This is a genomic window from Enterobacter sp. KB-221C9, from assembly GCF_041320715.1.
Classification (GTDB): Bacteria; Pseudomonadota; Gammaproteobacteria; order Enterobacterales; family Enterobacteriaceae; genus Enterobacter; species Enterobacter asburiae_D.
In genome coordinates, this window is sequence record NZ_JBGIWG010000010.1 from 16,813 (window position 1) to 29,220 (window position 12,408).

Genomic DNA, 12,408 nt, shown 5'->3' on the forward strand with positions numbered 1-12,408 from the left:
GACATTGCATAACTATTCAAACAACATCTGTACTGTCGGGACAATCGAATTGTTGTCATAATAGCCATGAGAAAAATGCATAGCTGAGGTATTTTCTATGTCGCGCCGTTCGCTCCCCCTTAACGCCATTGACGCATTTTTAGTCACCGCGCGTCACCTCAATCTTACCCATGCCGCCGCAGAACTGTGTCTGACGCAGGGTGCCGTGAGCCGTAAGATCGCCTCCCTTGAGGCGTGGTTTGGCTTTCCGCTTTTTGAACGTCACGCGCGCGGGCTGCGCCTCTCGGCGCAGGGCAGCGCCCTGCTTCCAGAACTCCAGTCCGCTTTCGAGCAGCTGCTGTCCGTGGCCGACCAGGCCCGCAGCCAGCACACCGTGATCCGGCTAAAGGCCCCCACCTGCGCCATGCGCTGGCTGGTGCCGCGCCTGCTGGAGGTGGAGCGCGAACATCCGGACCTGCAAATTGCGCTGACCACCACCACCGATCACAACGTCAATTTCAAAACCGAATCTTACGACGCGGCCATTGTGTTCGGCACGCACATGAGCGCAGGCGATCTGCTGTTCGACGAGGCGCTCACCCCGGTGATAAGCCCGGTGCGGACAGGAGCAGCGCTGGGATCGTTAACGTTCCTTCACCCCACAAGGGATAAGACCGACTGGTCGCTGTGGCTGACGAAACAGGAAGGTCCGGGCTTTGTCATGCACAAAAATCAACACTTCGATACGATGGATCTCGCCATTACGGCCGCCATTCAGGGACTGGGCGTCGCCATCGCCGACGAGACGCTGGTGGCAGAAGATATTCACGCAGGAAGGCTGATGCGGCCCTATGAGACAAGCATAAAAACCGGCGCAAGCTACCGGCTGGTGCTGCGCGAAACGCCAGGCGAGGAAAATGGTCTCGCGGCGTTTCGCGCCTGTTTGCTTAATCGAGGCTGACGTGATGCTTCATCACCCGTTTAAAGAGGCTCATGCGGGCGCGCATAAAGCGGTTTTCAAGCCTGAAAGCTGCATGTTTATTCACGCCAATGCGTAACAGAACGTCCCGCCCTTTGCGACACGCGGGCCAGTGCGCTGGCCCGGGCAGGCTGTCGCGACGACCCGCGTCACGCGCGAAGCTCACCCAGTAATCCGCCACCTGGGCAGCAAACTGCAGATCCCGCTCATTGACATAATGACGTGAAGGCTCCACCTGGCCGAGCGTATCGAAGACATAGGGAATTTCGTTGCCGTGCCAGGCGCCGTTGATATACGTGCCATGTTCCGCCTCTGCGACATAGTCAAACCAGTAGCGCCAGCACAACCCACCCACGCGCTGCTGGGCCTGCATCACCACGTAGCCCATGGTGGTAAAGGCCATGTCGCGGCACACCTGCCTGCCCAGCTCTTCATCGCCCTTCACGCCCGGATAGAGCAGCTTAATCAGCCCCAGCCCGAAGCGACGCTCCCGGCGAAGCTTCTGAATTTGTCCGGCGAGATCGATGCCAAACACCGCCATCACGCTGGCTTCATCGCTGTTGGAGCCAATCATCACCGGCACGGGATGCTGACGGGCGGCGAAAAAGACGTCCAGCATGGCTTCCGGCAGAACGCAATCTCCGACGATGGGCGCCGGAGCAACGTTCAGCGGCGCGGTGAGCGGCCAGAATGCGTCGGGCGGAATGGCGCGCAGCTGCTCGGCGGTCGCATTTTCCAGACCGAAATGGGCGGCCAACGCTTCCCCTTTTTGCAGCGCCTGCTCGCGCGGCGTGTCCGGCAGGGTATATCCGCTTTGGACAATCGCCTTATGGAACAATCCTGCTGCCAGCGGCGAGGCCAGCAGAGAGAGCACGCTGCGCGCGCCAGCGGATTCGCCAAACAGGGTCACATTAGCGGGATCGCCACCAAACCCGGCGATATTTTCCCGCACCCATTCGAGGGCGGCGATCTGATCCAGCAGGGCAAAATTATGCACCACGCGATCTTCTTCCCCTTCCAGCGCCGGATGGGCGAAAAAGCCGAGATGACCGAGACGGTAGTTGATGGTCACGACAACCACGCCGCGCGTGGCCAGCGCTTTGCCGTTATACGGCGGCAGGCCACCGGCACCAATCGTAAACCCGCCCCCGTGCAGCCAGACCATAACCGGAAGCGGCTCGGCGCGCTCTGTGGGGGACCAGACGTTAAGATAGAGACAATCTTCAGAAAACTGGCCCGGATCGCCGCCGCCTAACTCCTGACAATACTCGCTGCTTTGCCAGCTTGAGGGCGAGAAAGCCGTGGCCTCGCGCAGGCCATCCCAGCGTTCAGGGGGCCGAGGTGAGCGCCAGCGCCACTCCCCCACGGGCGGTGCGGCGTAGGGAATACCGCACCAGAGGTGAACGTTTTCATCGGTTAAACCAGTCAGTGCGCCCTGGCGCGTTTCAACCACAGGGGCGGAAGGATTTTGCATAACAACCTTATTTTTTCCATCACACCCCAGCAGAGTAACGATTTCAGAGCAAACCGCAACGCTGTTTGCTGCGCGTTTCAGCCTCCTGGTAGAGCGTAAACTCGTCATACACCGGGCAGCCCAGCGCCTCTTCAAACGCATCGCGGCTGGCGTTACCGTGGCTGCGGGCCTGGGTTTCGTTCCCGAGATTGGACTGGAAAATCCCCGCGGCGCTGACCGGAAGGAAATCTTCGTAGGTGATCGGCTGGGCAACCACCCATCCGCGCTCAATCAGCGGCTGCGGATCGTCTCCCGGACGAAACGCATGACGATGGGCTTCCCCTGATGGCGTCAGGCGATAGCGAAAATAGGCCAGCTCCTGACGGCGCATGAGCATTTCGCTGTCCGGGAATGCATTAAAGATCTCCCGCAAATGCAGCTGGTGCGTCAGGTTATCTTTACCGGTACCGGCCTGGGCGAGCAGGCTATCGTACAGTTCACGGCCTTTCCGGGTCAGCGCCACGCCGCGCTGTTCAATCTCACCGAAGCGCGCGGTGTGGGTGCCTTTATGTTCACCGGCAAACAGCACCGGCTCTTCCAGCGCCTTGAAGCTGGTTTGACGCAATAAGACGGGCACCTCGCGACGCGGCGGCCCTTCGATCAGAATTTTTGGCTCAATACCGTACTTCGGCATCAGCTCCTGCACCCGGTCAATATCGAGCGTGCGAGGCGTGAGGTGGTTAATATGGCAGCCCGGGAAGCAGACCACGTCGGCAATCAGGCGATGCTCGTGGCTCAGGGCCAGATAGGTCTCCCGATCGACCGTCGCATGGCGGTGCCAGCGGAAGGTCTCTAACGCTTCCTGCACAAACTCGTGAGCCTGTGCGTCAGTAAAGTGCCCTTCCGACTCGTGGAGGTCGATCAGTTCCAGACAGCGGGGGGTAAAGATGTTCCGGTGAGACAGGATCTCTGCGGCACGCTCGCGCAGCGCGACGTTTTCAATCAGCTCAAGGCGCAGCAGCGAGGTAAAGATACGAAACGGATTTCGACACAGGGCGGCATCCTCTATCGGGCGAAATGCCGTTGAGTGGACCGGCACCCCCGCCTGCGAGAGATCGTAATAGCTGACGGGGTACATGCCCATAATGGCAAACATACGGCGCAGGGTTGAAAGTTCCTGTGCCGTGCCGACGCGGATCGCCCCGTGACGCTCAACGTTCAACCGCGCAAGCTCATCGGCGTTTGCCAGTTGTTCATGTAATAGTGGGTTATTTTCCAGAACCGCCAGGTTTACGTCCGCAACCAGTTCGAGCAAGGTGCCGTACTGCGGAACTTCCTGCTGGTACATCGCCGACATAGCCTGCGAAAAGCGTTCCCGAATGTCATCAGCCGTGATGGTGTTCGCCATGATGTCATGCCTCCAGTGAATATTACCTGGAGTGTAGAGAAACCCGTTCCTTCCGGGGGGAAGAATTTCTGATTTGTGATCTTAAGACGACAGTGGTCAAACCGTGTGCTACCGGCCTCTGGACAGGCCTGCCAGAACCGCCCTTTCGCCTCGCCTGTTTTACCACAATTTTCCTGATAATTATTTTGAGCTCCGTTTTCTAGTCATAAAGGAGTAATTTTTTATTCTATCCCAGCCGCAAATTGCCCAGATTAATCACACCATTATTTTTATTCTCATCTTTCAATTTTTTAGCAGAAACTTAGGACTATTCCGATCATTTGTTTTCAAGTCCCTCCTGCTCATCCCTATTTTTCGAACAAGCGAAGCGTAAACGCCACGATATTTAAAAAATAACGCAACCGCAAATAGCAAAACGCATTTGACGGATGACGCACAGCGACTAGAGTTATTACTCGAACGACGAGTGATACGGAAATATTTTCGTATCGTACTGACATAACCAATATATGACTATGAGGTTTAATATGGCAGAGCATCGTGGTGGTTCCGGTAATTTCGCTGAAGACCGTGACAAAGCATCAGAAGCTGGACGTAAAGGCGGCCAGCAAAGCGGTGGGAATTTTAAAAACGATCCGCAACGCGCATCCGAAGCGGGTAAGAAAGGGGGCCAGAACAGTCACGGCGGAGGCCGTAAATCTGATAACTCCTGATCTTATTTAAAACTCTTTTAATAAAACCTGAGAGCATGCTGCGGGCTGAATAGCTCGCAGTAACCTTTCTTTATTTTACCGGAGCGTAATTATTATGAATATGAAAAGCGTCGAGGATGTTTTTATTCATCTTCTGTCGGATACCTACAGTGCTGAAAAGCAGCTTACCCGAGCACTCAGCAAGCTTGCCCGCGCCGCCTCCAGTGAGAAGCTGAGCGCAGCCTTTACCGCACACCTTGAAGAGACGCAGGGTCAGATCGAACGTATCGACCAGATCGTCGAACAAGAAGACGGTATCAGGATTAAGCGCATGAAGTGCGTGGCGATGGAGGGCTTAATTGAAGAAGCCAATGAAGTCATTGAAAGCACCGAAAAAAATGAAGTACGTGATGCCGCGTTAATTGCCGCTGCGCAAAAAGTCGAGCATTACGAAATTGCCAGCTACGGCACCCTCGCGACATTAGCAGAACAGCTGGGCTATAAAAAAGCCGTTAAACTTCTTGCCGAGACGCTGGAAGAAGAAAAAGAAACCGATCTTAAACTCACCGACCTGGCCGTAGGCAATATTAACCAAAAAGCGCAGAAATGACGCAATAACTCAGGTTAAATAAAATGAGCATCAGTCCCAGGACAATTAAACGGTGCCATTTAACGGCAGCCATAATATGGTTCATTCTCGCCATCCCTTCCGTAATATGGTGGAAGAGCAGCGTGCTATGGGTCATTATCATCAGTATTTACGCCAATATTGTCGGCCATTTATCTGGCTACAGTGCCGCGCGTGCCGATCAGGCTGCTGAAAGTGAGACCAAATAAGCGAACCCTAATGAGGATACAATGATGAATCACGTAGAACACTACCATGACTGGCTACGCGATGCCCATGCGATGGAAAAGCAAGCCGAATCTATGCTGGAATCCATGGCCAGCCGTATCGATAATTATCCTGATGTTCGCGCCAGAATTGAGCAGCATATTAATGAGACAAAACGGCAAATTACCCTGCTGGAAGAAATCCTCGACCGGAATGATATTTCTCGTTCGGTTTTAAAAGACTCCATGAGCAAAATGGCGGCGCTTGGGCAGTCCATCGGCGGCATGTTCCCGTCTGATGAGATCGTTAAGGGTTCGATCAGCGGCTATGTTTTCGAACAGTTCGAAATTGCCTGTTATACCTCCCTCCTCGCGGCGGCTAAGAAAGCAGGCGACGTCGCCTCGGTGCCGGCCATCGAGACGATTCTGGCGGAAGAACGCGAAATGGCCGACTGGCTGATTCGTCATATTCCGCAGACCACGGAACAGTTCCTGCTGCGTTCAGACGCATCGGGCGTCGAAGCAAAAAAATAATCCTGGAGAATCACCATGTTCCGACACGTTAAACAGCTGCAATATACGGTTCGCGTTGCCGAACCTAACCCTGGCCTCGCCAACCTTTTACTGGAACAGTTCGGCGGGCCGCAGGGCGAACTGGCTGCCGCCTGCCGGTACTTTACGCAAGGATTGAGCGATGACGATCCGGGCCGTAAGGATATGCTGATGGATATCGCCACCGAGGAGTTAAGCCACCTCGAAATCATCGGTACCCTGGTCGGTATGCTGAACAAAGGTGCCAAAGGCGCGCTGGCGGAAGGGGTGGAAAACGAGGCCGATCTGTATCGCTCCATGACCGAAAACGGCAATGACAGCCATATTACCTCCCTGCTCTACGGGGGCGGCACCCCACTCACTAACTCTGCGGGCGTGCCCTGGACCGCGGCCTACGTCGACACCATCGGCGAGCCAACGGCGGACCTGCGCTCAAACGTGGCAGCGGAAGCCAGAGCTAAGATCATCTATGAACGGCTGATCAACGTGACCGACGATCCCGGCGTAAAGGATGCCCTGGCGTTTCTGATGACGCGCGAGGCGGCGCATCAACTCTCCTTTGAGAAGGCGCTGCAGTCCATCCGTAATAATTTCCCGCCGGGGAAACTGCCGCCAATCGAGGAATTCACCAACAAGTACTACAATATGTCTGAAGGTGGAGAGGTTCGCGGAAGCTGGAACAGCGATAAACATTTCGATTACGTTGAGTCCCCCCAGCCTGCGGTTGACGGCGGCGATGGCAGTGCAAGCGTCACGCTCACGACCGAACAGGCAACCCTGGTCAAGGCGATGTCTGCCCGCACGAAGTCCGATCCACATTCCGACCCGCTGACCGGTGCCGAGCTGGGTGCCGGTAAGACTAAACCGTAATCGGTTTTGCCGGGCAGCCATAAACTGCACGGCAATTCTCGTGCCCCATCGTTTCAGAGGTACGGACCATGTTCGAACTCGACGCGTTTCATCTGGCCAGAATTCAGTTCGCTTTTACCGTCTCGTTTCATATCCTTTTTCCCGCGATCACCATCGGCCTCGCCAGTTATCTGGTGGTACTGGAGGGCATGTGGCTGCGCACCAAAAACGACGTCTGGCGATCGCTTTACCATTTCTGGCTCAAGATATTTGCCGTTAACTTCGGGATGGGCGTCGTGTCCGGGCTGGTCATGGCGTACCAGTTTGGCACCAACTGGAGCGGGTTCTCCCAGTTCGCGGGCAGTATCACCGGCCCACTCCTGACCTATGAGGTGTTAACCGCCTTCTTCCTTGAAGCTGGTTTCCTTGGGGTCATGATGTTCGGCTGGAATAAGGTCGGCCCCGGCCTGCACTTCTTTTCAACCTGCATGGTGGCGCTCGGCACGCTGATGTCGACCTTCTGGATCCTCGCGTCCAACAGCTGGATGCATACGCCGCAGGGCTTCACTATCGAGAACGGACAGGTTATTCCGCAGGACTGGCTGGCGATCGTCTTTAACCCCTCCTTCCCTTACCGCCTTATTCATATGGCTATCGCCGCGTTTCTGAGCAGCGCGCTGTTTGTCGGCGCGTCGGGCGCGTGGCATCTGCTGCGCGGTAACGATACCCCCGCCGTTCGCACCATGTTTTCCATGGCGATGTGGATGGCGCTGCTGGTCGCCCCCATCCAGGCGGTCGTGGGCGATATGCACGGCCTGAACACGCTTGAGCATCAGCCGGCCAAAATTGCCGCCATTGAGGGACACTGGGAAAACCCGCCCGGCGAGGCCACCCCGCTGCTGCTGTTTGGCCTGCCGGATATGGACGAGGAGCGCACCAAATACGGTCTTGAGATCCCCGCGCTCGGCAGCCTTATCCTGACGCACAGCCTGGACAAGCAGGTTCCGGCGCTGAAAGACTTTCCGAAAGAAGATCGCCCAAACTCGACCATCGTTTTCTGGTCGTTCCGCGTCATGGTTGGGATGGGGCTGCTGATGATTACTCTCGGTCTGATTGGCGTCTGGCTGCGCTATCGTCATCGGTTTTACCACTCTCGTCCGTTCCACTGGTTTGCCCTCTTCATGGGGCCTGCCGGTCTGCTGGCGCTGCTCGCCGGCTGGGTAACCACCGAAGTGGGCCGTCAGCCGTGGGTGGTCTATGGCTATCTGCGCACCATCGACGCGGTATCGCTGCACAGCACCCTGCAGATGAGCATCAGCCTGCTGGCGTTCTTCGTCGTCTACTCGTCGGTGTTTGGCGTAGGCTATGTTTACCTCATTCGGCTGATTAAGAAAGGACCGCAGCCTGTCGATACGCTGACGTCAAACACCTCGGGCACGCCCGCCCGTCCGCTGTCTGCCGCCGAGTCTGTTCCTGAAGAGGAGAGAACCTGATGGGCGTCGATATCTCAGTTATCTGGTTTGCCATCATCGTCTTTGCCACGCTGATGTACATCATCATGGATGGCTTTGATTTAGGCATCGGCCTGCTGTTTAACTTCGTGGGCGATGCCAAAGAGCGTGATGTGATGGTGAACAGCGTCGCGCCGGTCTGGGACGGCAACGAAACCTGGCTGGTGCTCGGCGGCGCAGGGTTATTCGGCGCCTTTCCGCTGGCCTATGCGGTGATCGTGGATGCGTTGACCATTCCCCTTACCGCCATGCTAATTGGCCTGATCTTTCGCGGCGTGGCGTTCGAATTTCGCTTTAAAGCCACGCCGTCACACCGAAAGTTCTGGGACTACTCCTTTGCGGGCGGATCGCTGCTCGCGACCTTCAGCCAGGGCATCGTCGTGGGCGCAATGATCAACGGCTTTGACGTCGAGGGTCGACGTTTTGTAGGCTCCGCGCTTGACTGGCTCACCCCCTTCAACCTCTTCTGCGGTATCGGTCTGGTCGTCGCCTACACGCTGCTGGGCACCACCTGGCTCATTATGAAAAGTGAAGGCGCGCTGCAGGCCCGCATGCGCGTGCTGACACGCCACGTGCTGCTGGCGCTGATGGTCGTCATCGCCGTGGTGAGCATCTGGACGCCGCTTGGCTGGCAGTACGTGGCCGACCGCTGGTTTACCTTGCCCAACTTCTTCTGGTTCCTGCCGGTTCCGCTGCTGGTCGGGCTTTTCAGCGTGCTGATCTGGCGCCTGAGCCGCAACCCGGACAGCCACTCTCGCCCCTTCCTGCTGACGCTGGGGCTTATCTTCCTCGGGTTTAGCGGGCTCGGTATCAGCCTCTGGCCGAACATTATTCCGCCGCGCATCACCCTGTGGGAAGCCGCGGCCCCGCCTGCCAGCCAGCTGTTTATGCTGGTAGGAACATTACTGATTATTCCGGTGATCCTGGTGTACACCGCCTGGAGCTACTACGTCTTCCGGGGCAAAGTGTCGGATACTGAAGGCTATCACTGAGGAACGCTATGACCGACTGGCATACACGAGCCATTATTTACCAGATTGATACCGCGCTATTTTATGATTTGAACGGCGATGGCTGCGGGGACATCGCCGGGATCGCGGCCAAGCTGCGCTATATTCGCCGCATGGGGGCGACGGTTATCTGGATCACGCCGTTTTACCTCACGCCCTTTCTCGATGAAGGCTACGACGTCAGCGACCACCTCCAGGTGGATCCCCGCTTCGGAAAGCTGGCCGATATCATCGCCTTTATCGAACAGGCCCGCGAGCTGGGCATGCAGGTGATTATCGAGCTGCTGATCCAGCACACGTCGGACGCGCACCCCTGGTTCCAGCAGGCGCGCCGCAGCCCGGCGTCACCCTATCGTGATTATTACCTCTGGTCGGATAGCGACGAGGACGATACGCCCCCCATGTTCCCCGGCGTGGAGAAGAGCATCTGGAGCTGGGACGACGAGGCAGGACAGTACTACCGGCACATGTTTTATCGCCACGAGCCGGACCTGAACCTCACCTCGCCCGCGGTGCTAAAAGAGATTGAGAACATCATCCTCTTCTGGCTCAAGCTGGGCGTGTCGGGATTTCGCCTCGACGCCGCGTCCCACCTCACCACGCAGGCAGGAAACGGTGATGAAAAAAAGGGCCTGTGGATCCTGGAACATATGCGGCGTCTTATCGAACAGCGCAATCCGGACGCGATCCTGCTGGGTGAAGTGGACGTCGAGGTGGAAGCCTATCAGGACTACTTCGGCAATAATGACCGCCTGAATCTGGTGCTCAATTTCTGGCTCAACAAGTATTTCTACGTCAGCCTGGCCAGGAAAAGCGCCCGCCCGCTGCGCAATGCGGTGAAAAAGATGATCGTCCCGCCTGATGCCTGCTGTTTTGCTAACTGGCTGCGCAACCACGACGAGCTGGATCTGGAAGGCATTAGTCAGAAAGACAAACAGTTTGTCCTCGACACGTTCGCGCCTGACGAAGAGATGAACGTCTATCAGCGCGGGATCCGCCGCCGCCTGGCGCCGATGCTCAACGGCGACCGGAAGCGGCTGGCGTTCTGTCACGCGGTGCTGTTTTCCCTGCCGGGTGTCCCGGTGATGCGCTACGGCGATGAGATAGGCATGGGTGACGACCTGGAGCTGGAGGAGCGCTACGCCGTTCGCACCCCAATGCAGTGGGCAGGGTCACAGGGGGGCGGTTTCTCTGCGGCCGACCCTGAAAAATTTATCGCGCCGATTATCGACCATGGCCCTTACCGCTATCAGAAAATCAACGTCGCCGATTCGCTGCTTCATCGCAACTCGCTTCTGCACCGGATAATCGATATTGCCAATACCCGCTCGGAGTTCCCCGAAATTGCCGTTGCGCCCTTTCGCCTTATCACCATCGATGACGACGCGGTGCTGGGGATCTATTACGAGACCGACGAGCGCAGCATCCTGACCTTCGTCAACTTCAGCGACCAGCCGGTGCAGTTCACCGCAAAAGGGATCCGCAACGCCACCTGGACCGCCTGTCTCGCGGACAAACGCTACGATGACGCGCTGATTTGCGGTAAAACCGTTCAGCTCGGCCTTGGCGGCTACGGCTACCGCTGGTTCTGGACGCACCGCAGCGCGCTGCGCTGACTACGGTTTACGGCGGGTTATCAGACGCGTCACCACTATCCCCGCTACCGCGAGGGCGCCCAGCGCCACTTTACCCGGCATGCCGGAGGTAACGGATGGCGCGCGGTTTTTCGCCTCGTCAGTAAAACGGCCATGGATTTTGTGCAGGTCGTTAACCGGTCGATCGAGGTAGTCCCGGCGGTCCGGCGCGTTCAGATCGTCGGTCATCTGGCCTTCCCAGGCCTTTTTCACCATCAGCCGGTCCAGTAAGCCGGGGAAGAAAAACTGCCCGACGATGGACTGGATGGTGCTGCTGCCTACCCACAGCTCGCGCACCGGCTTTTGCGCCACCCTGAATATGGCGCTGGCGGCCACCTCGGGCTCAAAGACAGGCGGCACCGGTCGCATCGCCCAGGCGAACTTATTCCTCGCCCATTCGAACTGCGGGGTATTGAGCCCCGGCATCTGCACCATCGAAAGCTGAACCCGGCTGTTCTCATGCATCAGCTCGGTACGCACCGCATCGGTGAACCCGCGGATCGCCGCTTTGGCACCGCAGTAGGCTGACTGCAATGGAATGGAACGGTAGGCCAGCGCGGAGCCCACCTGGATAATCACGCCCCTGTCGCGCGGCACCATGAGTTCAAGCGCGGCGCGGGTGCCGTTTACGTAGCCGAGGTACGTCACGTCAGTCACGCGACGGAACTCATCCGGCGTAAGGGTTCGAAACGGCGCCAGGACGGCCCCCATAGCGTTGTTCACCCAGACATCAATCGCGCCGAGGCGATACTCAACTTCGTTAGCGGCATCCACCACCGCCCGGCTGTCGGCGACGTCCGCCTGCACGGCGTGCGCATTTACGCCAAAGCGCCGCAGCTCCTTCTGGGTGGAGTGCAGGCTTGCTTCATCGCGGGCGATGAGCCCAACGTCGTAACCTGCCTTTGCAAAGTGCAGCGCCGTGGCTTTTCCCACGCCCGCCGTTCCGCCGGTAATCACTATGACAGCCATAGAACCTCCCCGTGAGTTTAACCGTTATTCCCGTCCGACAATGCTGCCAGCAGCTCCGCCAGCGAGAAATGCACCGCTTTTTCCACCACGTCCTGACAGTCACCGGAGAAAAGCACGGTGCGGGTTTTCGTCTCGCCACGTCTATTCCACGCAAAGCAGACCGTCCCCGCCGCCGTGCCATCCTCACCCCCTTCCGGACCCGCGTAGCCGCTGATGGCGATGCTTATATCCGCCTGGGCGATGTCGCGAATACTGGCGGCCATCTCGGTAACCGTCTGTTCGCTGACGGCGGTATACCGCGCAAGCGTTTCAGGACGCACGCCGAGGATCCGCGTTTTGGCTTCGTCGCTGAACACGACCAGGCCGACATCATAAAATTCGGCGGTGTTTTCCTCTGCGCAAAGCGCCACCGAGAGCTTGCCGCCCGTGCAGGATTCCGCGGTGGTTAAGCGAAGCCCGAGATCGGTTAATTTGCTTGCCAGCTTTTTAGTCAGTTCACCCACGGTATTATTGCTGTCGTGAAAAAGATTGCTCATCT

13 protein-coding genes are annotated in these 12,408 nt (G+C 57.4%); 9 read left to right on the forward strand and 4 right to left on the reverse strand.

The genetic code is table 11. From position 1 onward, the window contains the following. The first annotated feature begins 97 nt into the window (after positions 1-97). Entirely contained in the window at positions 98-940 is an 843-nt protein-coding gene (locus AB8846_RS15510; protein ID WP_370733083.1) for a LysR family transcriptional regulator, read from the forward strand. Here AB8846_RS15510 and AB8846_RS15515 read toward each other — a convergent pair. Both AB8846_RS15515 and AB8846_RS15520 read right to left on the reverse strand, forming a co-directional pair. Beyond that, complete coding sequence (locus AB8846_RS15515) at positions 927-2,432, reverse strand: carboxylesterase/lipase family protein (protein WP_370733084.1); 1,506 nt, start codon at positions 2,430-2,432, stop codon at positions 927-929. The genes AB8846_RS15510 and AB8846_RS15515 overlap by 14 nt on opposite strands. Positions 2,433-2,475: 43 nt before the next feature. Beyond that, positions 2,476-3,819 (reverse strand): VOC family protein, encoded by a 1,344-nt coding sequence (locus AB8846_RS15520; protein ID WP_063142814.1) that lies wholly within the window; start codon positions 3,817-3,819, stop codon positions 2,476-2,478. Positions 3,820-4,346: 527 nt separating this feature from the next. Here AB8846_RS15520 and AB8846_RS15525 point away from each other — a divergent pair. The 8 genes from AB8846_RS15525 (at position 4,347) to AB8846_RS15560 (ending at position 10,883) form a co-directional block, all read left to right on the forward strand. After that, a complete protein-coding gene (locus AB8846_RS15525; RefSeq protein ID WP_063142815.1) occupies positions 4,347-4,532 on the forward strand; it encodes a general stress protein in 186 nt (61 codons plus the stop codon). Between the two features lie 94 nt (positions 4,533-4,626). Beyond that, on the forward strand, positions 4,627-5,121 hold the full coding sequence (locus AB8846_RS15530) for a ferritin-like domain-containing protein (RefSeq protein ID WP_063142816.1): 495 nt from the start codon (positions 4,627-4,629) through the stop codon (positions 5,119-5,121). Positions 5,122-5,144: 23 nt separating this feature from the next. Beyond that, the gene (locus AB8846_RS15535; protein WP_023335667.1) at positions 5,145-5,348 is read left to right on the forward strand and encodes a hypothetical protein; all 204 of its coding nucleotides are present in this window, start codon (positions 5,145-5,147) and stop codon (positions 5,346-5,348) included. 24 nt (positions 5,349-5,372) lie between these two features. Continuing rightward, positions 5,373-5,879 carry a ferritin-like domain-containing protein gene (locus AB8846_RS15540; RefSeq protein ID WP_024908416.1) on the forward strand — a complete coding sequence of 169 codons (507 nt, stop codon included), beginning with the start codon at positions 5,373-5,375 and terminating at the stop codon, positions 5,877-5,879. A 15-nt stretch (positions 5,880-5,894) separates the two neighbouring features. Further along, complete coding sequence (locus AB8846_RS15545) at positions 5,895-6,767, forward strand: manganese catalase family protein (protein ID WP_063142817.1); 873 nt, start codon at positions 5,895-5,897, stop codon at positions 6,765-6,767. Positions 6,768-6,835: 68 nt separating this feature from the next. Then, entirely contained in the window at positions 6,836-8,239 is a 1,404-nt protein-coding gene (locus AB8846_RS15550) for a cytochrome ubiquinol oxidase subunit I (protein WP_063142818.1), read from the forward strand. Continuing rightward, complete coding sequence (cydB, locus tag AB8846_RS15555) at positions 8,239-9,249, forward strand: cytochrome d ubiquinol oxidase subunit II (protein ID WP_370733085.1); 1,011 nt, start codon at positions 8,239-8,241, stop codon at positions 9,247-9,249. The genes AB8846_RS15550 and cydB overlap by 1 nt, the downstream gene beginning before the upstream one ends. Positions 9,250-9,257: 8 nt before the next feature. Further along, a complete protein-coding gene (locus tag AB8846_RS15560; RefSeq protein ID WP_370733086.1) occupies positions 9,258-10,883 on the forward strand; it encodes an alpha-amylase family protein in 1,626 nt (541 codons plus the stop codon). On the opposite strand, the gene AB8846_RS15565 is transcribed toward AB8846_RS15560, so the two are convergent. After that, positions 10,884-11,870, reverse strand: coding sequence for an SDR family oxidoreductase (locus AB8846_RS15565; protein WP_370733087.1), 987 nt, complete (start codon positions 11,868-11,870; stop codon positions 10,884-10,886). A gap of 17 nt (positions 11,871-11,887) precedes the next feature. After that, the gene (locus tag AB8846_RS15570) at positions 11,888-12,406 is read right to left on the reverse strand and encodes a 2-oxo-tetronate isomerase (protein ID WP_331412331.1); all 519 of its coding nucleotides are present in this window, start codon (positions 12,404-12,406) and stop codon (positions 11,888-11,890) included. Positions 12,407-12,408 lie beyond the last annotated feature (2 nt).

What these genes read in the sequence shown, in the direction of transcription:
- AB8846_RS15565 (WP_370733087.1), bottom strand. Translation starts at nt 11,870, where the DNA reads ATGGCTGTCATAGTGATTACCGGCGGAACGGCGGGCGTGGGAAAAGCC.
- AB8846_RS15570 (WP_331412331.1), bottom strand. Translation starts at nt 12,406, where the DNA reads ATGAGCAATCTTTTTCACGACAGCAATAATACCGTGGGTGAACTGACT.
- AB8846_RS15530 (WP_063142816.1), top strand. Translation starts at nt 4,627, where the DNA reads ATGAATATGAAAAGCGTCGAGGATGTTTTTATTCATCTTCTGTCGGAT.
- AB8846_RS15525 (WP_063142815.1), top strand. Translation starts at nt 4,347, where the DNA reads ATGGCAGAGCATCGTGGTGGTTCCGGTAATTTCGCTGAAGACCGTGAC.
- cydB (WP_370733085.1), top strand. Translation starts at nt 8,239, where the DNA reads ATGGGCGTCGATATCTCAGTTATCTGGTTTGCCATCATCGTCTTTGCC.
- AB8846_RS15535 (WP_023335667.1), top strand. Translation starts at nt 5,145, where the DNA reads ATGAGCATCAGTCCCAGGACAATTAAACGGTGCCATTTAACGGCAGCC.
- AB8846_RS15560 (WP_370733086.1), top strand. Translation starts at nt 9,258, where the DNA reads ATGACCGACTGGCATACACGAGCCATTATTTACCAGATTGATACCGCG.
- AB8846_RS15510 (WP_370733083.1), top strand. Translation starts at nt 98, where the DNA reads ATGTCGCGCCGTTCGCTCCCCCTTAACGCCATTGACGCATTTTTAGTC.
- AB8846_RS15515 (WP_370733084.1), bottom strand. Translation starts at nt 2,432, where the DNA reads ATGCAAAATCCTTCCGCCCCTGTGGTTGAAACGCGCCAGGGCGCACTG.
- AB8846_RS15520 (WP_063142814.1), bottom strand. Translation starts at nt 3,819, where the DNA reads ATGGCGAACACCATCACGGCTGATGACATTCGGGAACGCTTTTCGCAG.
- AB8846_RS15540 (WP_024908416.1), top strand. Translation starts at nt 5,373, where the DNA reads ATGAATCACGTAGAACACTACCATGACTGGCTACGCGATGCCCATGCG.
- AB8846_RS15545 (WP_063142817.1), top strand. Translation starts at nt 5,895, where the DNA reads ATGTTCCGACACGTTAAACAGCTGCAATATACGGTTCGCGTTGCCGAA.
- AB8846_RS15550 (WP_063142818.1), top strand. Translation starts at nt 6,836, where the DNA reads ATGTTCGAACTCGACGCGTTTCATCTGGCCAGAATTCAGTTCGCTTTT.